Here is a 20862-nt window from a genome sequence, read left to right as displayed (position 1 = left end):
ATTCTTTCCTTCCGGAATCCGCAAAAATCCAATTGCCTGTTCATACGTTTTCGCACCTAGACGCGGAATTTTTTTCAATTGTGCTCGCGAAGTAAAGCGCCCGTTCTCATCTCGCACCTTGATGACATTTTCCGCAACGGTTTTACTTAGGCCTGCTACATAGTGCAACAAAGAAGAAGAAGCCGAGTTGACATTGACCCCAACTTGGTTAACCGCCGTCTCAACAACAAAAGTTAACTGGTCCGCTAATTTCTTTTGAGAAACATCGTGCTGGTATTGTCCAACCCCCACCGCTTTTGGATCAATCTTTACCAACTCCGAGAGTGGATCTTGTAGACGGCGTGCAATCGAAGCCGCACTCCGCTCTTCCACTTTTAAGTCTGGAAACTCTGCTCGTGCAATGTCAGATGCCGAATAAACACTAGCTCCTGCTTCATTTACAATCACGTAAGAGATATCTGCCGAAGTTTCCGACAAAAAGTCCGCAACAAATTGTTCTGTTTCTCGTGATGCAGTACCGTTACCAATTGCCATAATTTCAATTGGGTATTTAGCTGTTAAGCGTTCCATCATTTTCTTCGAGCCAGCTAGATCTGATTTGGGTGGATGCGGATAAATCACTGCCACTTCTAACAGCTTGCCTGTTTCATCAATGACTGCAAGCTTGCAGCCTGTCCGATAAGCTGGGTCCACTCCTAAAACCATTTTGTTTTTCATCGGTGGCTGCAGTAAAAGATTCCGCAGATTTTCCGAAAAAATATGAATGGCTTGTGCTTCTCCTTTTTCACTTAGTTCAGTTCGAATTTCCCGCTCAACAGAGGGTTGGATCAATCGTTTGTAGCTGTCTTCAATCGCTCCGGCTATCACATCTGTTGTTGAACGCGTTTGCTTTATCCAATTATTTTTCATCAAAGTCACGATGCGATCCACAGGCGGATTAATGGAAACTTTTAGAACGTCTTCTTTTTCTCCTCGATTAATCGCTAAAATTCGATGCGGCACAATTTTTTGGATAGCTTCTTCGTATTCGTAATACATTTGGAAGACTTGCTTGTCGTCTTCGTGATTTTTTTTGGCTACGGTGGCGATGGTTCCATCTTTTCGTGTCATATAACGAATTTTTTCTCGGATATCAGGATCGTCAGCAAATAATTCCGCTAGAATATCCTGTGCTCCTTGAATTGCCTCTTCAGTCGAAGCGACATCTGCCTGTACATCGACAAATTCCTTAGCCTTTTCAGTCACTGTTTCATCGCCAGGCTCTAGTAACCAATCCGCTAACGGCTGCAACCCTTTTTCTTTTGCAATAGTCGCTTTTGTCCGGCGTTTTTGTTTGTATGGACGATATAAATCTTCTAGCCGCTGCAACACAGTGGCATTGTGAATCGCTTTTTCCAGTTCTTCTGTTAGTTTTTCCTGTTCTGATATCGAACGAATTACTTCTATTTTCCGTTGCTCTAAATTCTGAATGTATGTATACCGGTCATCAATCGCTTTAATCTGGACTTCATCCAAAGATCCGGTTGCTTCTTTTCGGTAACGTGCAATAAAAGGTACGGTGTTGCCATCTTCGATTAATGCGATAACTTGTGCGACTTGATCTTTTCGCACGCCCGTTTCTTTTGCAATTAATGCATGAATTTGTTGCGCTTCCATCTGGACACTCCCCTTCAATTCTTTCTTATTTTAACACATTCAGAAAAGAGCAGCCTACGACGTCCCTATTCCTTGTTCAAGATCGTCCATATAAAAAAGAAGCCAACTCATTTGAGTAGGCTTCCTGTTATGAATGTAGCATCATCACCCGTTTGGATGGATTCTAGAATATCACGATACAATTGCTCTGGAACTGAAGCTTTTCGCATCATAGCTTTTGGGTTTCTTAAATCCACCCCATCAGAGTGAATCAAGAACAGATCGTTCTCTACATACGTATACAGTTGAGTACGTAATTTTTGCGGACGTCCTGACAGATAACCCATCACTGGCAATGGATAGATAATTTCATCTGTTGCTTTGCGATATACATAAAACCGAATATTGCCGACGCAGCTATATTCAAGCGTTTTTTTCTTGAAATCAACTTTAAAAATAGCAACAGCAGCACCACGCTTTTGAAGCATTAATCCATTAAAACGATACATCAATTGATCGATCGTTTCATGATGAAACTCTCTTAAAATCTGAGGGATGACCTGAGACGATTCACGCGCAATTGGCCCACTCCCTAATCCATCAGCTACGGAGCAAATAAAATAATCATCTGTTAAGACCGTATGGTAGCTGTCACCAGATTCATAATTCCCTTTTTTTGCTTCGTTGAAAATAAAAGCATTCACAAGATTATGCTGAATGCTCTCCACTACAAAACTCCGCCCGCTGCTAAGATAGCTTCTTGGAGTTTTTTAATAGCTTTTCTCTGTAACCGGGAAACGTGCATTTGAGAAATACCAAGCTTGTCTCCGGCTTGTTTTTGGCTCAGCTGCTCTATGTAAGTGAATTGGATGATTTGCTTTTCTCGCTCAGAAAGCACGTTCATCGCTTCAGCTACAAGCATCCGCTGATCCACTTTCTCGTAACCATCGTCTTCCTGGCCTACTACATCAAATAATGTGACGGTACTACCGTCTGAATCCGCCTCTAAAGAGTGGTCCATCGAAAGTGCTTGATAGCTTTTACCCATTTCCATTGCTTCTAAAATGTCATCTTCTTCAACATCCAGGTATTCGGCAATTTCCCACACTTGCGGCGAACGTTGAAGCTCTCTTGTTAACACCTCAACCGTCGCTTTAATACGGGGCCCTAATTCTTTTATCCGTCGTGGAACATGGATTGCCCAAGTCTTATCACGCAAAAATCGTTTAATTTCTCCGATAATTGTAGGCACAGCAAAAGCCTCAAAGCTACGACCAAATGATGGATCGTACCGTCTGATAGCCCCTAAAAGTCCAAGCATGCCTACTTGCGCAATATCTTCGTGATACGATTTCCCATTTGAGTACTTTCGCGCAATGGATTCAACAAGGCGCTTATAATTTAGCACCAAATTTGTTTGGGCTTCTTCATCTTCCGTCTTTTGGTAAGCTTCAATCCAATCAAGCACCTGCTCTTTAGTAGGTTGATTAGGATGAGACTGTTTCGACATCCTTTTCCACCTGCTCTCCTTCAACATGCTTTGTCATAAAGATTGTTACTCCTTCTTGATGATGAACTTTAACTTCATCCATTAATGTTTCGATTAAATACAAGCCGAGGCCTCCTTCACGGAGAAAAGCACCTTCTTCTTGGTCGTGATATGGACCAACTTTTGCTTTTGTTTCTTCAAAATTAAAGCTTTTGCCGTGGTCTGCTACCATAATCTCAATTTTATCTTCATACAATGCACATCCGATAACCACTTCACCTTGCTCATCTTCTGCATAAGCATGCTGAACTGCATTTGTTACGGCTTCACTTGCAGCGATTTTTAAATCTTCAATATCGTCAAAAGAAAAACCAACACGGCTAGCTAAACCTGAAATGGTAAGTCGTGCAACTCCAACATATTGTGATTTGGCAGGAACGCGCATTTCTACGTAATCAAAAGGACGCATGCTAGTTCCCACCCTTCTCTGCAGATTCGATATCCATAATGTCACCGAGACCTGTAATGTCAAACAGTCGTTTTAGTCGTGCTGAAAGTCCTTTTAACTTTACATGTCCGCCATTTGAATTAATTGATTTATAAAAAGCGACAAAAACTCCAAGTCCTGTACTGTCCATATAATTAACGTCGGAAAGATCCAACTCTGCTTTTAATCCTTGGTGATTCTGGTAAGTTTCTAATTTTCCACGTAAAACTGGTGCAGTGTGCGCATCAATTTCTCCGCCGATAAATCCTTCAAGAACATTATTCGATTCAGTTAAATCTACTTGAATATTCATTGTGATTTGACACCCCGTTTTTTTAAAATTCAATTTCACTAAAAAAAGTCTATTCTAAGCATTAATACCACAATTAGTTGGCAGTTAAACCTGTCGTTAAACTTTTTTATAAATTACTAACGTGAAATCGTCTTGGAATTGCGCATTTTGCATCTTTTCAAGCTCGTCGTAAACATATTGCACAATGGCTTGTGCCGATTCTGTTTTTTTATGCTCAATTAACTCATAAATAACTTCGCGTTCGATAAAGCCTTCTTCATTTCGGCCTTCAGTTACTCCGTCTGTCATCATGATGACCAAGTCACCATTTTCTAAATCGACTGTATGTTCTTCGTAGACCGCGGCGGGGGATACCCCTAACAGTAGACCTTTTGCATATAACTCCGTAAATTCATTGTCTTTTGCACGATATAAAATAGCGGGTTCATGTCCTGCTGAGCCATAAGTTAAACGTGCTCGTTTAGCATCGTAGTTCCCATAAAACATAGAAACGAACATCGAGTCATCAATACTTTTTTCAACAATTCGATTAATGACACTTAATACGTCTTTGGGTAGCGCATGTGCACTGTTCAAACTATCCATACCAAATTTAATCATAGACATGCAAAGAGCAGCCGGAAGGCCTTTGCCGATTACATCCGCAACTGCCACCCCAGCATAGCCTTCTTGGTCACTAACAAAATAAATATAATCCCCGTTCATTTTTCGCGCAGGGATCGAAAGAAGGCCGATATCCAAACCTTCTAATAAAGGTAATTTAGTTTTCAGCAAGGTTTCTTGGACATTTGCTGCCAAATCCATTTCTACTTTTAGCTCTTCCTGTTGTTTGATAAGACTCTGTCGTTCTTGAAGTGCCAATCCGTAATTGATCATCATTTCAATCAAAAAATCAAATGAATGCCAGACTATATCTGGCAATTCACCATAAAGTTCTTGAATTGCTACTTTATGCATACTGATCACTTCTTCAGGAGCGATATTCTCCAAGATGAGCTGTCGGCTAAAATTTTGGCCGACATACAAATTTTGTTCTGTTTGTTTTTTCATGTATTCATTTAAAATCTCTTTATATTGATTCTCGATTTCCTGAACCATTGGGTGTTCCCCCTAACGAAGCCACTTAGTAGCTCGTATATCTGTGCCTTCACCTATACTAGTTTCAATTTTAAAATCATCCATTAACCGCTTAACGCCTGGAAGTCCTGCTCCCAATCCGCCAGAAGTTGTAAAACCATCTTCCATCACTTGACGGATATCCGGAATCCCTGGACCATTGTCTGCAGCAATAATCAAAATGCCTTTAAGGCCATTTTGGGTTAATTGTTGAATTTCGATCCTGCCTTTTCCAGCATATAAATAAATATTGCGCGCAAGCTCGCTGATAGCCGTTGTAATACGGGCCTGGTCAACCGTGCCAAAGCCAAGCTCTTTCGCTACATTGCGTCCGAGTTGTCGTGCAGCAACAATATCCCATTCTGTTAAAATTTCAACTGAGGACTCACCGTTCATTGTTAAGCCTCCAATTCCAATTGAAGTTTATCCAAACCATTTTCTAAATCTAGCGCTGTCATAACATCTTCAAGTCGAATTCCCAACTCGATTAAAGTGATAGCAACTGCTGGTTGGATACCGGTAATAACTACTCTGGCCCCCATCAAACTCGACATACTGATGACATCCCCCAGAACTTTCGCAATAAATGAATCGATAAAATCAATCGACGTCAAATCGATGACGACACCACGTGCACTTGTTTCATGTAATTTCGCCAATAAGTCTTCTTGAAATTGAAGAGCCGTTTGGTCATCAAGTTCCCATTGAATCGAGACGATTAATGTATCTCTTAACTTTAAAATTGGAATTCTAAAATTCATCAGTCTTCAACCTCCACAATTTTTCGATTCGTCCAAGCTAACGCCTGTTCTACGCCTCGCTGTAAAGTACTCGTTGTCGTAAAGTCGTTCAAATTAATGCCGAGCGTAACAATTGTCTGGGCAATTTCAGGACGAATTCCGACGAGCATACATTTCGCGCCTACTAAACGTACAGCATCTGCTGCTTGAATAATATGATGTGCGACCATGGTGTCTACTACTGGAACGCCAGTAATATCGAGCAATACAACTTCTGCACGATGCTTCACGACACCTTCCAATAAGTTCTCCATAATCAACTTTGCTCGCTCTGTATCTATTGTGCCTACTAGCGGCATGACTGACACTTTATCGAACACAGGAATTAATGATGCCGACAATTCTTGCAACGCAATTTTTTGCAAGCTTACCGTACGTTCCCATGTTTTTGAGTAGGCTTGAATAGTACTTTCACGAATTGGTGATATCCACTTAGAGAATTCTTCTATATAAGCAGCCAGATTACCTTCATGGATGATTTCTTCTTTTGTTAAGTCTTCGTAAACAATTTCAGCAAAATGATTGATTGCCTTCGTAACAAATGTGATAGACCAACCAAGACGCACAACTTTCTCAGCAAAATCGTTTACACGACTTTCATAAGCTTGATGGCTTTCCAGTAAATTAGAAATCATTAGTTCTGCGAATTCTTGGCTCGTTTGATTCATTAGTTCTTCAGGCATCAACTGAAAAGAACGTTCGTTTTTTTCATCTTTCATTTTTTCTTGCCATTTTGAAACGATTTCGGTTAAGTTGCCCTGTATATATTGAGCCATTTGTTTATTCATATAGATTGAAAACCCTCCCTGTGACACTATGTATCGCTAATTTTATCTGCTACTCTTTATTGTATCGGAAATTCGTTTTTTTCACATCTTTTTTGTCAGTAAGGTTACTTGTTTAAAAAAACACCTCGAGAAAGATTCTCGAGGTGCCTTTAAAAGAATATGTATGCTTAAAATTTAACAAGACCTACGCTGATTTCTAATGCTTCGTCTACTTTTTCCATCAAAGTGTCGTCAAGCTGCGTAATTTTGTCGGTCAGTCGCGACTTGTCAATGGTTCGCAATTGTTCTAGCAAAATAACGGAATCGCGCTCAAAGCCGTATTTCTTGGCGTTGATTTCTACATGAGTCGGTAATTTGGCTTTTTGAATTTGCGCCGTGATTGCTGCAATAATAACAGTTGGACTAAAACGATTCCCTATATCGTTTTGAATCACCAGTACAGGTCGGGTCCCACCCTGCTCAGACCCGACGACTGGCGATAATTCCGCAAAAAAAACATCTCCGCGTTTTACAATCAAGTTGTCACCCTCCGCTTACGAGTCGGACAGTCATATGCTCCGCTTCATACTCAGCGTGAGAACATTCACAAGCAATCGATAGATTGATTTGAGACATCTCCACGTAGCCTTTGATCATCGCTTCTCGAATATGATATGAGTCATACAGATTTTTTGTCACCCGGCTTGTGGAAACATAAATATAATCTCCACTTTCTTGGACATGCTCATTTGAATGAGTTGTCAACTCTGAAATAAATTGCTTTGGCATTTTCACAACCACTTCTTTTGTCTTTGACTTCTCGTACACAGCCGACACCTCCGAAAATCCCGTTCTTCTGTCTTCGTCTGCTTCATCTTACCATTTTATCAAGCTTGTGAAAAGACAAATCGGAAACCTCCGCGCTTTCGGAGTAAACACGCGGTACTCGTTTTGTTAAGATACAAGGAATTTCATATGGAATTGTCTCCAGTCTATCAGCCCACTCATCAATAAAAATTTGCTGCTCTCCTTGACGTCCAATCAACTGGACTTTTTCACCCACAGGCACCTTTTTAGAAAGTCGAATCATACATTGATCCATACAAATTCGCCCAATAATCGGAGTACGTTGTCCGTTTACTAACACATCCTGCCCTTGTAGTCCTCGCAACATGCCATCTGCATAACCAATTGGAATCGTTCCAACCCACTCGTCTCGTGCCGCACGGTAAGTCGCTCCGTAACTTAACGCTTCTCCAGCTTTTACTTTTTTCACATGAACAATTTCTGTTTCTAGGCTCAGTGCAGGATACAAATGAAATTCCATTTCCTGACCGACGTACGGAGAAGGCGCAATGCCGTACAACGAAATTCCTACGCGCACCGCGTCACTCGTCAACTCTGGATGCATGATGGCGGCTGCACTATTGGATACATGGACCATGACAGACGGGTCTTCCAATTGTTTAATGACACTGTTCATGGCGTGAACCTGTTGGTTAAATAGAGAAGAATCCTCTTCGTCTGCAGTTGCGAAATGCGTAAAGATCCCGTTAAAACTAAAGTCGTGATCCGCAATAATGCCTAGCGCCTGATCTACTTCATCCAGTTGAATACCAATGCGTCTCATCCCGGTATCGACTTTCAAGTGAATTTTTAGCATCTCTAACTTCTCTTCCAAATGACTGGCAGCCATCGATAACCAATCAAGAGAAATAGCTGTCACAATAATATTGCGCTGTTGCGCAACCCGAATAAATTTGGCAGGTGTCGCACCTAGTACCAGTAACTCCGTTTCAATGCCTTGGTCGCGCAGGAAAAGAGCTTCGTCTGGTGTTGCAACTGCTAGCATATCGACACCCGTTTCGATAACTGCCTTTGCCACCGCTAAAACCCCATGTCCGTAAGCATCTGCTTTTACCACTGCAATCACTTTCGCATCTCCACTTTTTTCTTGAAACACGGTTAAATTTTTTTTGATTGCTTCTAGACTAATGACCGCTTTTGTCGGTCGATACTGTTCTGTCATATTGACACCACCCAGTTAAATTGTTTGTAGAAGAACTTGTGCCGCTGCAAATTCTTTGGAATGAGTAATCGATACTAGACCCGTTTCCATATGCTTGAAATAAATAGACGGCTTGCCTTTAGCGTCTTTTCTAATTTCAATATCTTGAAAAGAACAGGCACCACCAATTCCAGTGCCTTTAGCTTTAGAAAATGCTTCTTTAGCCGCAAAGCGCCCTGCTAAAAACTCTGCTTTTCTCGTTTCTGTTAATCGACTGTATTCAGCCTGTTCAAATTCAGTTAATACACGTTCGCGAAATTTTGGTGACTTGGCATCTATTCGTCGAATTCGCGACAATTCAACGATATCTATCCCAATTCCTGTAATCATAAATGTTTCTCCTTTCAATCACAAACCAGTAACAGGTATAATTAAATGTATGAAATAGAGGTGACAAAATGTTTATTCGAACAGAAAGCTTTAAGCAATACTTGCGGCTATATCCGGTCGTTTCTACTTTGATCGCGCTTAATTTATTGGTCTATGTACTGGGTTTATTGCCTTTACTCGGTGATTGGCTTTACTTTTATGGCGTTGGATCCAACTTTTACATTGCTGAAGGTCAGTGGTGGCGATTCATTACACCCATGTTTTTACATGGAGGATTGATGCATCTCCTGTTTAACATGTTCTCCTTGTTCTTGTTCGGGCCTGAATTAGAACGTTTGACTGGAAAAGTTCGTTTCATTACAATCTACCTGTTGGCAGGATTTTTCGCTTCTGCGGCTACTTACTTTTTACAGCCGCTCGATTACGCACATGTCGGAGCGAGTGGTGCGATTTTTGGAGTCTTTGGTGCATTTGGCGCGTTGGTGTATTACGGAGGACGTGCTTTACCGCAACTCAAACAAATTATACTCCCTATTATCGTCATTAGTATAGTCATGACTTTCCTGACGCCAAACGTTAACGTAACAGCCCACATCGCCGGAATGATTACCGGGTTCCTTATTGGACTCAGCTACTTCCACCCTAAACGAATTGTTAGCTGGCGAGCTAAAAAATAAAAACAGCCGGAATATTACATTCCGGCTGTTTTTTTGGACTTTTTTACTCTTCAACCTCTTTTGTTCCAGATGGTTCATACCAAGACAAAATCCGACTTGCGTCTTCTTTTTCCATATGGGCAATCGTTGCAGTAGCTCCTGCCATACCCGCTTTAATCGTTGCATGAATCGATGCAATTCCTTTACGACGCTGGAAATAGCTTTGCGTCACTTGAATAACTTGAATCCTTTTTTTCAAAATATAATAGCGATTTTTACTAAGCCCTCTAAATTGCATCGTTAGTTGCTTTTCAGCTAACGAATAGCCGACCGTCCTGTGCTGCCAAACTCCAGAGATCACAATAATCGGCACAACAAACAACGTTAGCAATCCATATGGATAGAAAAAATAACCTAAAGCGACAATCCCAGGAAACAGCCAAACTAAATTCAGGCGATAGAAAAAGTGAATGCTGCGTTTCGGCGCCTTAACCAATTCCGGTGTCCATTGCAGTTCCGGAAACAGCTCTGTTAGTATAGGTCGCATCCGACTCACTTTCACTAACGGAAACAGACGAATTTTTTCATCCTTATCGCCAACTGAGCCACCTGCACTTTCAACTACGACCGTCGCATATCCAAAAAGCTCACGCAAAGGATTCTGACTCACTTTAATTCCTTGAACTCTCTTTAACGGAACTGAAATTTTCTTTTTCTCTAATAATCCTCTAGTAATATAAATATGGTCTTCATCGCGTTGAAGGCTAAATTGGTAATTTGCGACAATTGTCATAATTACGGAAATAATCCATGCAATCAATAAGATAAAAAAGAGTGTTAACGCAACAATCAATACACCAAAACGCAAAAATAGCATGACTTCTTCATAAATGGCATCATACGGTATAAACTCAGAAAATTGGGAAAGAAAAATTGCGACTGCTGAAATGACTACGCCAATTCCGCCGGAAGTCGTTGCAAGAATCATTAATTCTTTCATAGACATGCGATAAAGTTCTGTAGTCACTTTTTTAGCAGGGACTTCCACATATTCTATCGGTCCCATTTCTGAAAAAACTTCTTCTGTAGGATGTTGCTTAGCTTTTTCTATTTCATTTTCGATACGATCTGCATCTTCTCGCGAAATTGCTGTTAGTTCAGCTTCGGCCTGCCCCACTTTTCCTGAGCCTGCTGTTTCTACTTTCACTTTTACTAACCCAAATGGCCGATGAAAAATTCCTTCTGTATAATTTAGACTTTGAATCCGTTCGAACGGAATATACCTCTTTTTCTTTACAAATAGGCCATACTCAATCCTTAATTCTCCATCCTCGAACCAATACACAAAACGCTTCCACTTAATAATTCCACCAACTAACAGAAAAATTAACACAACGCTTCCTATTAATACCGGAATTAACCCCTGCCATCCTTGATTGAACATCGAGCTAATTCCACCGTCTCTGAATAGATTGACTCCAAAAATAATAATAAACGGTAGGATTAATTCCTTTAATCCTTTAATGAAATTTAAAAAAGCAGAAATGGGATGCAGTTTATAGCGTTCTTTAGACATCATCTTCCGCCACCCTTGCTAAACTAGAAATTCTAGCTCTTAGTTCATCAGCCTCCGCCGTTATCAATGCCGGAATTGTATGAGTGGTTGCCGCTGTCGAAATCGAAATTTGTGCCAAATCATATTTCCGTAAAATTGGTCCTTGCTCAGTATCTACGTGCTGGACACGAACCATGGGTACTAATGTACGGGTCACAATGAACAAGCCATGCTGTAATTCAATTTCCTGTTCTCGCACTTCATAACGCCAGCGCTGCCAACGAATCTTCGGAAATAAGTAAATGAGCAAAAAGCCAAACAGCAAAATAACCGCACCGTAAACAGCATATAACCATTGTGGCCAATCAAAGAAATACGTTAACACACCTGCCCCAATAGCAACCAGCGCAATAACCGTAGTTTCCATACTGCCGTAAACACGCCAAACCGTTAAGCCTTTTCTTGAAATTTGATTTTTGGGCTGATTTTCCATTTATTTCTCTCCAATCGCTTCTTTATCAGTATACGAGTTACTTATTCAGACGTTTCATTCCATTGTACATGATATGTAGACAGCAAAAAAGAACGTACGCCAAACAGTTTCCTGTTCGGCATACGTCCTTTGAATTAATCGGTATTAAGATTCGCTACGACGAGTCGTACGTCCTGGACGTCCGCCGCCAGTTGCACTTCCGCCTTCACGACGACGGCTTGCGCCTGAGCTTGCTCCACGGCTTGATGATGGACGAGCTGAACCTGATGAACGATTACCTTTGTAACCGCCGCCTCCAGAACTGCGTCCGCCGCCGCCTTTACCTTTATATCCGCCGCCTCCACGTGATGGCAAAGGACGTTCTTCGGAAATTGATACTGGAACATCTTCCGGTTCTTTAGTCATTGTTTTAAGAGCTGCTGCAATCAAGTCAACCGCATCATGCTTTTCAAGCATTTGCGCCGCGAATTCACGGTAATCGCCAAGATTGTTTTTCTCTGTCATTTCAAACAATTGTTCCATCGCAACGCGTTTTTGACCAAGTACAGCCTCGTTCGCAGTTGGAGGAATTAAAGCTTCCATTTTTTTCTTCGTAGTGCGTTCAACAATGCCCAAGTAGCCCATTTCACGTGGTGTTACAAACGTTACTGCGACTCCTTTTTTACCTGCACGACCCGTACGGCCGATACGGTGAACATAGCTTTCAGGATCTTGTGGAATATCAAAGTTGTATACGTGTGACACGCCTGAGATATCAAGTCCGCGAGCTGCTACATCTGTTGCTACCAAGATATCGATTTTGCCGGCTTTAAACTGTTTTAAAACAGACATACGTTTTGCTTGGCTCAAGTCACCATGAATTCCTTCAGCAAGGTAGCCGCGGATATTCAAAGCTTTAGCTAATTCATCAACACGGCGTTTTGTGCGTCCGAAAACGATCGCAAGTTCCGGTTGTTGAACATTCAAAAGACGTGAAAGGAAATCAAATTTCTCGCGCTCTACAGACTTCACGTAGAACTGCTCAATGTTTTCAACAGTCATTTCTTTTGATTTGATTTTAACGATTTCTGGAGTTTTCATGAACTTCTCTGCAATGCGACGGATTGCATCCGGCATAGTTGCTGAGAACAACAATGTCTGACGAGTATCAGGAACACTTGCCATAATTGTTTGAATGTCTTCGATAAAGCCCATGTTCAACATTTCGTCTGCTTCATCAAGGATTAATGTGTTTACATTGTCCAATTTAAGCGTACGACGGTTGATATGGTCTAATAGACGTCCTGGAGTACCAACGATAATTTGCGGACGGTTTTTAAGTGCACGGATTTGTCGGCTAATTTCTTGGCCGCCGTATACTGAAAGAATACGTACGTTTTTATCTTGTCCCAATCTGTAAAGTTCTTCAGAAACCTGGATTGCCAATTCGCGTGTTGGTGCGATGATTAATCCTTGAACGTTACCGTCTTTAGTGTCGATTTTTTCAATCAAAGGAATACCGAAAGCTGTAGTTTTACCAGTACCAGTTTGCGCTTGTCCAATAATGTCTTTACCTTCCATTCCAAGACGGATTGTTCCCTCTTGAATTGGTGTTGCTTCTTCAAACCCCATACGTTTTACGGACTTTAAAGTTGTTTCGCTAATATTTAACTCTGAAAATTTTACCAAATTTTTCAATCTCCTTTTGTCTTCATCTGATTTACAAATGGTGTACATTTTAGATGAATTCGTGACAAGGGCGAGCCTTTATGAGGAAGTTTCACGTCGAAAATCATACTCTGTAGTTTTAAGTCAGAGGGGATGTGTGAACAGGAAAAGCTCGGGCTTTGCCGAGCGGTCTGATCGGCGGGCGTTTGATGCCCTATCTATAGAACAAACCGTTTTGCTCAAAAAAATACTCTTCACGGGGAAGAGTTTCTCAAAAATGTATCCATTGCTTTCAAAAGAATAACATGTATTTTTTTTATTTGCAATCAATACGCAAAGGTTCCAATAATCAGTTTACTCTAATCCTCTGTTCATAAATTCAAAAACGTCCTCGAACCACTCTTCTCGATCTTCGCTATAGCAGATTAAATGTTTGCCAAGCTCCGAACGAATCATCTGTTTTTCAACTGCCCCAATATGGTTATAGATAAAGTCCGCGGCCGAAGCAGGCACGATGCTATCCCTGTTACCTTGGACAATACAAACAGGCACAGTAATCTTAGAATAATAAGGTTCTACCATTTTGACTACTCGCAAAAATTCAATAGCCGAGCTGACAGGTGTATTCGTCAGTTTGTATTGGTAAAGATGCAAAGGTGCATTTTCTGCTATTTTTCCAGATACTATATCTTTTAATACCTCTTGCACTTCTTTAAGAATCTGTACTGGGCTAATGTATTTAGCAGCAGCACTTAATAGTACAAGCCGGTCGATCTTATAGCGCATGGCCAAATACATAGCAATCAAACCACCCATCGAAAATCCGACAACAATGATGTGATCCGCTGATTTTTTTAGCCTTTTTAAGGCTAATTCCGCTTCCATCATCCAACTTTCTGCCGACATTCTCTTTAGCGCTAGTTTTTCACCGTGCCCTGGCAGTGTCGGTATTTCTACAATCCAGTCGGTTTGTTCGTTTAAAAAATCAACAAAAGGCTCAACTTCAAACGGTCCTCCTGTAAAGCCGTGTATACAAAGAACACCAGTTTTCAATCCACTCGCCTCTTCTCACCACTTAACAACGTGGTATTTCAAACATCACCGTCAATTGCACTTTTCCACAACTACGCTGTGACGAAAGGTTCGATAATGTTTTCTAAAGCCATCCCCCGAGAACCTTTTACCAAGATAACGGAGTCTTTATTTGTATAAGTTTGCAACAGCTTGATAATCGGTTCATATTCCGTTTCGCTCCATAATAGCTTGCCTGCATAACTCGGCTGCAACTTATCGTAAAGCCACTTCATACGAGGACCATATAGACAAACGCCTGCTAAATTATCCGAAATGTACTTACTAAGTGCTTCGTGATAGTTTTGCTCATTGTCTCCAAGTTCAAGCATATCCCCTAGCACTACCCACTTTTTGTCTTTCATTGTCGTTTCACGAATAAAATTTAGCGCTGCAGTCATTGATGACGGAGCTGCATTGTAAGCGTCGTTAATAAACATCGCACCGTTATCTGCTTGAATCATCTGCATCCGCATATCGGTCAGTGCTGCATCTTTTAAAGATTTACGGATTTGCTCTTCCGATAAGCCTGCTTCGAGTGCAACCAAAATAGCGGCAAGCGTATTTTTCACTTGATGCTCCCCTAAAACTGGAATAGTGAATGCAGCGTCTATAATCCCACTAACCATAAAGCTGCTGCCATCTTCAGTAGCTTTAATATCTGTCACTGTCAACTCATTGTTGTCGTCGAATCCAAAAGAAACACCTTGTGGAAAAGTTTCCATAAAGGGTTGCAATAGAGGCTCATCGCCATCATAGAAAAGCTTGCCATGCTGTTGTAAACCTGCAGTAATTTCGAATTTCGCTTCGGCGATAGCTTCACGAGATCCAAGGTCTTGCAAATGTGCTTCGCCTATATTGGTGATAATGGCATAATCGGGACGCGCTAATTCTGACAAAAACTCAATTTGTCCTTTGCCGCTCATTCCCATTTCGAGGACAGCAACTTTCGTATCTTCTTCTAGAGACAAAATGGTTAGAGGCAAACCTAGCTGATTATTAAAGTTACCTGGCGTTTTCTGCACTTTAAAATAAGGCTTTAAGACACTTGCTACCAGATCCTTTGTCGAAGTTTTACCATTTGAACCGGTGATTCCAATCACAATCGCTGACAATTCATCGCGGTACGTACGAGCCATCTCTTGCAAAGCTACTTCGCAATCCTCCACAAATAGCAACGGTAAATCTTCTGGTGCTCCTGGCTCATCGCGCTGCCATAAAGAAGCTACCGCACCTAATTCGATAGCTGAACGGACGTACTTATGTCCATTTACTTTTTCTCCACGAAAAGGGATGAACAAATCACCCGGCTCGAGCGTTCTCGTGTTAATTGAGACCCCTGTAACGTCGAAGCCCTTTAAATTAGTTTTGATGTCTAGCCATTTGGCTACTTGTTCAATCTTTTTTTTCATTTGGTTTCTCCACTCAGTCTATTTTAACTTGCAGTAATTGTTTTTCTTCGTGCCGTTCGATTGCTAAAGCGATAAGGCGTTCAATTAACTTCGGATAAGGCAAACCAGTATGTTCCCACAGTAACGGGAACATACTGTAAGGTGTAAAGCCTGGTAATGTATTCACTTCGTTAATTAGAATTTCACTATCCACTGTGACAAAAAAATCTGCTCGGACAAGCCCAGAACAGTCCAGTATTTTAAAGGCTTTCTTAGCATCTGTTTCTAGTCTTGCATAAACCGATTCGTCTAATTCAGCCGGAATAATCATGGCTGTATTGCCGTCTTTGTACTTCGCCTGGTAATCATAAAAAGCTTTTAATGGCTTAATTTCACCTGCTACTGAACAAGCTGGTTCGTCATTTCCGAGAACGCCAACTTCGATTTCACGAGCTTCCACTCCTTGTTCAATGACGATTTTGCGATCAAATTTCAATGCTTCTTTTACGGCTAAAATTAGTTCTTCGCGATTGTCAGCCTTGCTGATTCCTACACTTGATCCTAAATTAGCAGGTTTCACAAAAAGCGGCCATACAAGTTCTGATTCTATTTTATCCAACCAAAAACCTTGGTTCTGATCCCAGTCTCTTCTTATAAAATACACATAAGGCGTTTGTTTTAAACCTGCCTGCTCAAATAATTGCTTCATTACGACTTTGTCCATACCTGCAGAAGATGCCAGTACACCATTCCCAACATATGGGATATTCATCACTTCAAGAAGACCTTGAACCGTTCCATCTTCGCCATTTGGTCCATGCAACAAGGGAATAATAACGTCCAGCACGTCACTACTTTGTGATGGAAGAAATCCAGAAATATCATTGGGTTTCGAAGATTCTCCAGGCAATTGAAGCTGTTCAATTGTTTTTACTGCGCCTTCAAGACGATCCCCTTTTCTCCACTCGCCGTCTTGCGTGATATAAATTGGGTAAATTTCATATGCTTCAAAATCTATTGCATTTGTAACTGCTAAGGCTGTAGACAGAGAAACTTCATGCTCTGCCGATTTGCCTCCATATAATAAACCGACTCGTTTTTTCATCCAAGAGACCTCATTTCGTTATCCATATTTCTTAGTTTATCACGAACCTGCAGTGACTAATATTTTTTTCATGTCAGCCACCGAAAATTTTCAGGCCAATGACTCCTGCTAAAATACAGGATAGAAAAAATATTTTTGCTAGTTGCTTGCTTTCTTTGAAAAATAGCATACCGACTAGAACGCTTCCTGCAGCACCGATGCCTGTCCATACAGCATAGCCTGTTCCAAGCGCAATTGTTGTTAACGCCAGTGACAGCAAATAAAAGCTAAGCGCGCCGCACAAAATCGTTAGCGCTGTGTACCGTTTTATCTTAAAGCCGTTGGATAGTTTCATAGTAGTGACAAACGCCACTTCAAACAATCCCGCAATTATTAATATCAGCCAATCCATCATGACTGCACGCCCTTACTCGAAGTTTCTTTCCCGTCTAAAACTTTTAACCCAATTATCCCAACTAGCAATAAACTTAAAAAGAACAGCTTTTCTAAACTAGCGTTTTCATTAAATAAAACGATACCTAAAATGGCTGTACCTGCAGCACCAATACCAGTAAATACTGCATAAGCCGTACCGATTGGAATTGTTTTCATCGCAATCGCAAACAACATAAAGCTGATGACGATAAAAACAAATGTTATAAGTGAAGGAACTAAGTTCGTAAAGCCTTCAGCAAACTTCAAGCCGATTGCCCATAAAATTTCTGTAATTCCCGCAATCATGAGATAAATCCAGGCCATGTAATTCCCTTCTTTCTTTTTACACTTGCTCAGTTGGAGTAGAGCATCGATTCAAAAAAATGATACCTGCTGACAGGTATCATTTCCACGTTTTTTGTTTTCTATCGTAGATAATCTTACGTGAAACCCCTTGTTTTGTATATTCTTCAATGTCGGACCAAAATTCATCCAAAAATGAAATCTCTTCTACTGGACGAATGTGCAATTCAATCGTGTTTTTCGTTTTTTCGGGGTCTGCCAATGAAATGAGTACGCCTTCACGATAATTCTTTTTCAAGGATTGAAGAATTTCAGCAGGCAACTCTGGGATTAAGTCTTTTGCTTTACGTCGCCAAAAGTTCTGTCCGTTCTCTTCTCGCCGAATTAAATACGTAAAGTAATTTCCGACCAGCTCATTCAGGCGCTCTAATTTGCGGAAGTAAATTTTTGTGGTTTCTTCTTCTTCACTCGATAAATAGACAAATTCATTTTGAAGAGTTGAATAAAACGGTGTCTTGAGCGGCTCTTTTTTGTGGCCAATATACAGCAATTCGGCTTGTTCTTGAGGCGTCAAAGAATTTAATTGCTTTTCACTCCTAAAATCAATCCAACAAAATTCACTTTTCTTATTTGCACGCGCTCTTCTCAACTGACCAAACTCTTCTTGTGTAGCAAACTCCATATGGGTATGCATATTAAAAGATGCATCTTCATAGGGATGCTTTAATAATAGAAGATTTTTAGGCAATTTCATAGCATCCAAAAAATGGGCAAAAGTCAGTCCGCTGAATAAGGCAAATTGATCAGATTCGTTCAAGTATATATATAAATGCTGTATGTAGACGTCCGCGTTCAACGGTTTTCTCTCCATTTCCTCCACTCCATTCCGTTTCTTATTATACGTTCAAAAAGAAGAAATATGAAACATACCTGCTTCGAAAGCGTCATTACTTTTATCATGCGCATATTGCAGTTATATACGTTATAATAGTTTTCGACTCACAATAATAAAAAGTACAGGTGAAAATACCATGCAAACTAACAAAAGCTTTACCGATCGAATCGACTGGTCGCTAGCTTTCATCTTATTTCTATTCTTCATCATCAGTCTAGTGGCCATTTCTTCTGCTCAGACTTCTGGTCAGTATTTAACGAACTTTGTTCCAAGACAAGCTTTATTTTATGTTGTTTCTGTCGTAATGATTGGGGTTTTGATGTATTTTGATCCTGAACAATACAAGAAGATGGCTTATTACTTATATGGTTTCGGTATTTTCTTGCTGATTCTACTTATGATTTCGCCTGATGGTGTTGGTCAGATAGCTGAGCCAGTCAACGGTGCCAAAGCTTGGTTTCACACACCATTTGTCAACATTCAGCCCGCTGAGTTTATGAAAACTTTCTATATATTAGCGCTGGCAAAAATGATTTCTACTCACCACGAACAAAATTTGATAAAATCCATCAAATCCGATTTTTTTCTTCTCGGAAAAATTGGTCTTTGTCTGGCTATCCCTCTTGGCTTTATCCTGCTTCAACCTGATTTAGGAACTGCTCTTGTTTTTATTGCTATCACTTTAGCCGTTGTGGTTGTGTCAGGAATTTCTTGGAAGATTATTGCGCCGAGTTTTGGTGGTGTCGCTGTTGTTGGCAGCATTTTACTATGGATGACTATTAATGCCCAAGATTTTCTGTCTAGCGCTTTTGGATTAAAACCATATATGTTCGAACGTATTTATACGTGGCTTGACCCGTATTCCTACGCAGAATCTGGCGGATATAATTTAATTGCTGCATTGAATGCTATCGGATCAGGAGAAGTATTCGGCAAAGGTTATCAAGGACGACAGGTTTACGTGCCAGAAAATCATACAGATTTTATCTTTACTGTGATCTCAGAAGATTTCGGATTTGTCGGAGCGAGTACTGTTATCATCTTGTTTTTCATGCTTATCTATCATTTGACCAAGATAACACTGCAATTCAAAGATATGTTCAGCACTTATGTGTGTGCAGGAATTATTGCGATGATTACATTTCACGTATTCCAGAACATCGGCATGACGATTCAACTTTTGCCAATTACGGGGATTCCGCTTCCCTTCATTAGTTACGGAGGTAGTTCGTTGATCGGGAATATGCTAGCACTCGGAATTGTCTTTAGTATGAAATTTCATCACAAGAACTATATGTTCGATAAAAACAAAAAATAAAAACTCCGGCGCAGTGCGCCGGAGTTTTTATTGTTGAGATTGCGCTTGGATTGGTTGCGGCAAGGCAATTGCTTTTATTAACTCGACTCGGGATTTTGTGATTTTTGCTTGGATTCCTAGTTTCGATAAATTTGAAACAATGTTGCGAACGTCTACGTTTTTCGCCATCCAGATCACCTCTTTGTATTTTTCGTTACCTATAAGGACGTATGTAAACTTGCTACGTTTCATAAGCAAGATGCAAATCGTTGACTTTTCTGTGTCTATGTATATAATACCATCATTTCAGAATTTTAAACTTATCATTTTGATGACAATTGCGAAGAAAATGTAAATCCTTTGATTTACATACCCCATAGAGGTATAATATAAGCAGATTCAGGAGAGGAGAATCTTCAGATGAGCGAATTAATTGAAAAACCCTTTGCACTGGATAACTCTTGTCGAAAAAGCCACCATCCCCTCTCTGTTAAAAGGGATTTGACCAACCGACTGAACCGCGTGGAAGGACAAGTCCGGGGTATAAAAGGTATGGTGGAGAAAGATGTTTATTGCGATGACATCATCACACAACTTGCGGCTACTCAGTCTGCACTAAACAGCGTTACTAAAGTTTTGTTAGAAGGCCATTTAAAAGGGTGCGTTAAAGATCGTCTCGAAAATGGTGAAGAAGAAGTATTAGATGAACTACTTATAACCATCCAAAAAATGATGCGGAAATAATAAGGAGGAAATTACGATGAAAGAACAAATTAATTTACAAGTAGGCGGCATGTCGTGCCAACATTGTGTGAAATCTGTAACAGAAAGTGTTATGGCTTTACCAGGAGTTGACAAAGTAAAGGTCTCTTTAGAAAACGCTACGGTTGATGTAGCTTATGACGCCTCAGCTATTGATGTGGCTCAAATTGCGGAAGCCATTGAAGATCAAGGATACGATGTTGCAGCTTTAAGTGAGTAACTGCGGAAACGCAGTTATTTTTTTCAAAACATTATACCCCCAATAGGT

27 protein-coding genes (1 of these 27 only partly in view) are annotated in these 20862 nt (G+C 40.6%); 4 read left to right on the top strand and 23 right to left on the bottom strand.

Annotated elements, in window-relative coordinates:
- From AJGP001_RS02730 to acpS, 13 genes are all read right to left on the bottom strand, one after another.
- Positions 1-1656, bottom strand: the 5' portion of a protein-coding gene (locus AJGP001_RS02730; RefSeq protein WP_078080121.1) for a Tex family protein. Its footprint begins 510 nt before the window's first position; the window shows 1656 of its 2166 coding nt (coding positions 1-1656); the start codon lies at positions 1654-1656; the stop codon falls past the left edge of the window.
- Positions 1657-1763: 107 nt separating this feature from the next.
- Complete coding sequence (locus AJGP001_RS02725; RefSeq protein WP_058386370.1) at positions 1764-2363, bottom strand: PP2C family serine/threonine-protein phosphatase; 600 nt, start codon at positions 2361-2363, stop codon at positions 1764-1766.
- Positions 2363-3145, bottom strand: a complete 783-nt coding sequence (sigB, locus tag AJGP001_RS02720) for an RNA polymerase sigma factor SigB (RefSeq protein ID WP_058386371.1) — start codon at positions 3143-3145, stop codon at positions 2363-2365. Before sigB ends, AJGP001_RS02725 begins: the two co-directional genes overlap by 1 nt.
- Positions 3123-3593, bottom strand: a complete 471-nt coding sequence (gene rsbW / locus AJGP001_RS02715) for an anti-sigma B factor RsbW (protein WP_071153546.1) — start codon at positions 3591-3593, stop codon at positions 3123-3125. Before rsbW ends, sigB begins: the two co-directional genes overlap by 23 nt.
- A 1-nt stretch (position 3594) precedes the next feature.
- Complete coding sequence (locus AJGP001_RS02710) at positions 3595-3924, bottom strand: anti-sigma factor antagonist (RefSeq protein WP_078080120.1); 330 nt, start codon at positions 3922-3924, stop codon at positions 3595-3597.
- A gap of 96 nt (positions 3925-4020) precedes the next feature.
- Positions 4021-5022 (bottom strand): PP2C family protein-serine/threonine phosphatase, encoded by a 1002-nt coding sequence (locus AJGP001_RS02705; RefSeq protein WP_078080119.1) that lies wholly within the window; start codon positions 5020-5022, stop codon positions 4021-4023.
- A gap of 12 nt (positions 5023-5034) precedes the next feature.
- A complete protein-coding gene (locus AJGP001_RS02700) occupies positions 5035-5436 on the bottom strand; it encodes an anti-sigma regulatory factor (protein WP_058386375.1) in 402 nt (133 codons plus the stop codon).
- Between the two features lie 2 nt (positions 5437-5438).
- Positions 5439-5801, bottom strand: a complete 363-nt coding sequence (locus tag AJGP001_RS02695; RefSeq protein WP_006830185.1) for an STAS domain-containing protein — start codon at positions 5799-5801, stop codon at positions 5439-5441.
- Positions 5801-6628 (bottom strand): RsbT co-antagonist protein RsbRA, encoded by an 828-nt coding sequence (locus tag AJGP001_RS02690; RefSeq protein WP_071153533.1) that lies wholly within the window; start codon positions 6626-6628, stop codon positions 5801-5803. Before AJGP001_RS02690 ends, AJGP001_RS02695 begins: the two co-directional genes overlap by 1 nt.
- Positions 6629-6795: 167 nt before the next feature.
- Positions 6796-7146, bottom strand: coding sequence for a type II toxin-antitoxin system PemK/MazF family toxin (locus AJGP001_RS02685; protein WP_008432415.1), 351 nt, complete (start codon positions 7144-7146; stop codon positions 6796-6798).
- Positions 7147-7150: 4 nt separating this feature from the next.
- Positions 7151-7435, bottom strand: a complete 285-nt coding sequence (locus AJGP001_RS02680) for a hypothetical protein (protein ID WP_058386377.1) — start codon at positions 7433-7435, stop codon at positions 7151-7153.
- A gap of 43 nt (positions 7436-7478) precedes the next feature.
- The gene (gene alr, locus AJGP001_RS02675; protein WP_058386378.1) at positions 7479-8636 is read right to left on the bottom strand and encodes an alanine racemase; all 1158 of its coding nucleotides are present in this window, start codon (positions 8634-8636) and stop codon (positions 7479-7481) included.
- 15 nt (positions 8637-8651) lie between these two features.
- Positions 8652-9005, bottom strand: coding sequence for a holo-ACP synthase (gene acpS, locus AJGP001_RS02670; protein ID WP_058386379.1), 354 nt, complete (start codon positions 9003-9005; stop codon positions 8652-8654).
- Between the two features lie 68 nt (positions 9006-9073).
- Between acpS and AJGP001_RS02665 the strand changes: the two genes are divergently transcribed.
- On the top strand, positions 9074-9682 hold the full coding sequence (locus AJGP001_RS02665) for a rhomboid family intramembrane serine protease (protein ID WP_071153532.1): 609 nt from the start codon (positions 9074-9076) through the stop codon (positions 9680-9682).
- 43 nt (positions 9683-9725) lie between these two features.
- Here the strand turns inward: AJGP001_RS02665 and AJGP001_RS02660 are convergent, their stop codons facing one another.
- The 9 genes from AJGP001_RS02660 to AJGP001_RS02620 all read right to left on the bottom strand — a co-directional run bounded on the left by AJGP001_RS02660 (position 9726) and on the right by AJGP001_RS02620 (position 18511).
- Positions 9726-11237, bottom strand: coding sequence for a PH domain-containing protein (locus AJGP001_RS02660; RefSeq protein WP_071153545.1), 1512 nt, complete (start codon positions 11235-11237; stop codon positions 9726-9728).
- Entirely contained in the window at positions 11230-11709 is a 480-nt protein-coding gene (locus AJGP001_RS02655) for a PH domain-containing protein (RefSeq protein ID WP_071153531.1), read from the bottom strand. Before AJGP001_RS02655 ends, AJGP001_RS02660 begins: the two co-directional genes overlap by 8 nt.
- Before the next feature lie 144 nt (positions 11710-11853).
- Positions 11854-13377: a degradosome RNA helicase CshA gene (gene cshA, locus AJGP001_RS02650; protein WP_143039510.1), complete on the bottom strand. Its 1524-nt coding sequence runs from the start codon at positions 13375-13377 to the stop codon at positions 11854-11856.
- A 333-nt stretch (positions 13378-13710) separates the two neighbouring features.
- Positions 13711-14409, bottom strand: coding sequence for an alpha/beta hydrolase (locus AJGP001_RS02645; protein WP_071153530.1), 699 nt, complete (start codon positions 14407-14409; stop codon positions 13711-13713).
- 71 nt (positions 14410-14480) lie between these two features.
- Positions 14481-15839: a UDP-N-acetylmuramoyl-tripeptide--D-alanyl-D-alanine ligase gene (locus AJGP001_RS02640; RefSeq protein ID WP_078080118.1), complete on the bottom strand. Its 1359-nt coding sequence runs from the start codon at positions 15837-15839 to the stop codon at positions 14481-14483.
- Between the two features lie 13 nt (positions 15840-15852).
- Complete coding sequence (locus AJGP001_RS02635; RefSeq protein ID WP_071153529.1) at positions 15853-16923, bottom strand: D-alanine--D-alanine ligase; 1071 nt, start codon at positions 16921-16923, stop codon at positions 15853-15855.
- Positions 16924-16996: 73 nt separating this feature from the next.
- Positions 16997-17314 (bottom strand): DMT family transporter, encoded by a 318-nt coding sequence (locus AJGP001_RS02630; RefSeq protein ID WP_071153544.1) that lies wholly within the window; start codon positions 17312-17314, stop codon positions 16997-16999.
- Positions 17314-17661 carry a quaternary ammonium compound efflux SMR transporter SugE gene (gene sugE / locus AJGP001_RS02625; protein WP_071153528.1) on the bottom strand — a complete coding sequence of 116 codons (348 nt, stop codon included), beginning with the start codon at positions 17659-17661 and terminating at the stop codon, positions 17314-17316. The genes AJGP001_RS02630 and sugE overlap by 1 nt, the downstream gene beginning before the upstream one ends.
- A gap of 79 nt (positions 17662-17740) precedes the next feature.
- On the bottom strand, positions 17741-18511 hold the full coding sequence (locus AJGP001_RS02620) for a hypothetical protein (protein ID WP_058386387.1): 771 nt from the start codon (positions 18509-18511) through the stop codon (positions 17741-17743).
- A gap of 160 nt (positions 18512-18671) precedes the next feature.
- Between AJGP001_RS02620 and AJGP001_RS02615 the strand changes: the two genes are divergently transcribed.
- A complete protein-coding gene (locus AJGP001_RS02615) occupies positions 18672-19853 on the top strand; it encodes an FtsW/RodA/SpoVE family cell cycle protein (RefSeq protein WP_078080117.1) in 1182 nt (393 codons plus the stop codon).
- Between the two features lie 27 nt (positions 19854-19880).
- On the opposite strand, the gene AJGP001_RS17445 is transcribed toward AJGP001_RS02615, so the two are convergent.
- Complete coding sequence (locus AJGP001_RS17445; protein WP_169793164.1) at positions 19881-20021, bottom strand: Lmo0850 family protein; 141 nt, start codon at positions 20019-20021, stop codon at positions 19881-19883.
- Between the two features lie 231 nt (positions 20022-20252).
- Here AJGP001_RS17445 and AJGP001_RS02610 point away from each other — a divergent pair, with 231 nt between their 5' ends.
- Both AJGP001_RS02610 and copZ read left to right on the top strand, forming a co-directional pair.
- Positions 20253-20576, top strand: a complete 324-nt coding sequence (locus AJGP001_RS02610; RefSeq protein WP_058386389.1) for a metal-sensitive transcriptional regulator — start codon at positions 20253-20255, stop codon at positions 20574-20576.
- A 16-nt stretch (positions 20577-20592) separates the two neighbouring features.
- Positions 20593-20814, top strand: a complete 222-nt coding sequence (gene copZ / locus AJGP001_RS02605) for a copper chaperone CopZ (RefSeq protein ID WP_071153527.1) — start codon at positions 20593-20595, stop codon at positions 20812-20814.
- Positions 20815-20862: the final 48 nt, after the last annotated feature.

The organism is Planococcus faecalis, from assembly GCF_002009235.1.
GTDB classification, from domain to species: Bacteria; Bacillota; Bacilli; order Bacillales_A; family Planococcaceae; genus Planococcus; species Planococcus kocurii.
Note: the sequence above shows the minus strand (reverse complement) of the source record. Positions and strands in the feature narration are given on the sequence as shown.

Coding starts and splice junctions, on each gene's coding strand:
- rsbW (WP_071153546.1), bottom strand. CDS start 3,593: ATGCGTCCTTTTGATTACGTAGAAATGCGCGTTCCTGCCAAATCACAA.
- AJGP001_RS02635 (WP_071153529.1), bottom strand. CDS start 16,923: ATGAAAAAACGAGTCGGTTTATTATATGGAGGCAAATCGGCAGAGCAT.
- AJGP001_RS02690 (WP_071153533.1), bottom strand. CDS start 6,628: ATGAATAAACAAATGGCTCAATATATACAGGGCAACTTAACCGAAATC.
- sigB (WP_058386371.1), bottom strand. CDS start 3,145: ATGTCGAAACAGTCTCATCCTAATCAACCTACTAAAGAGCAGGTGCTT.
- AJGP001_RS02660 (WP_071153545.1), bottom strand. CDS start 11,237: ATGTCTAAAGAACGCTATAAACTGCATCCCATTTCTGCTTTTTTAAAT.
- AJGP001_RS02630 (WP_071153544.1), bottom strand. CDS start 17,314: ATGGATTGGCTGATATTAATAATTGCGGGATTGTTTGAAGTGGCGTTT.
- AJGP001_RS02710 (WP_078080120.1), bottom strand. CDS start 3,924: ATGAATATTCAAGTAGATTTAACTGAATCGAATAATGTTCTTGAAGGA.
- AJGP001_RS02655 (WP_071153531.1), bottom strand. CDS start 11,709: ATGGAAAATCAGCCCAAAAATCAAATTTCAAGAAAAGGCTTAACGGTT.
- AJGP001_RS02695 (WP_006830185.1), bottom strand. CDS start 5,801: ATGAATTTTAGAATTCCAATTTTAAAGTTAAGAGATACATTAATCGTC.
- AJGP001_RS02705 (WP_078080119.1), bottom strand. CDS start 5,022: ATGGTTCAGGAAATCGAGAATCAATATAAAGAGATTTTAAATGAATAC.
- AJGP001_RS02620 (WP_058386387.1), bottom strand. CDS start 18,511: ATGGAGAGAAAACCGTTGAACGCGGACGTCTACATACAGCATTTATAT.
- AJGP001_RS02700 (WP_058386375.1), bottom strand. CDS start 5,436: ATGAACGGTGAGTCCTCAGTTGAAATTTTAACAGAATGGGATATTGTT.
- AJGP001_RS02640 (WP_078080118.1), bottom strand. CDS start 15,839: ATGAAAAAAAAGATTGAACAAGTAGCCAAATGGCTAGACATCAAAACT.
- alr (WP_058386378.1), bottom strand. CDS start 8,636: ATGACAGAACAGTATCGACCGACAAAAGCGGTCATTAGTCTAGAAGCA.
- AJGP001_RS02665 (WP_071153532.1), top strand. CDS start 9,074: ATGTTTATTCGAACAGAAAGCTTTAAGCAATACTTGCGGCTATATCCG.
- AJGP001_RS02610 (WP_058386389.1), top strand. CDS start 20,253: ATGAGCGAATTAATTGAAAAACCCTTTGCACTGGATAACTCTTGTCGA.
- sugE (WP_071153528.1), bottom strand. CDS start 17,661: ATGGCCTGGATTTATCTCATGATTGCGGGAATTACAGAAATTTTATGG.
- AJGP001_RS02615 (WP_078080117.1), top strand. CDS start 18,672: ATGCAAACTAACAAAAGCTTTACCGATCGAATCGACTGGTCGCTAGCT.
- AJGP001_RS17445 (WP_169793164.1), bottom strand. CDS start 20,021: ATGGCGAAAAACGTAGACGTTCGCAACATTGTTTCAAATTTATCGAAA.
- acpS (WP_058386379.1), bottom strand. CDS start 9,005: ATGATTACAGGAATTGGGATAGATATCGTTGAATTGTCGCGAATTCGA.
- copZ (WP_071153527.1), top strand. CDS start 20,593: ATGAAAGAACAAATTAATTTACAAGTAGGCGGCATGTCGTGCCAACAT.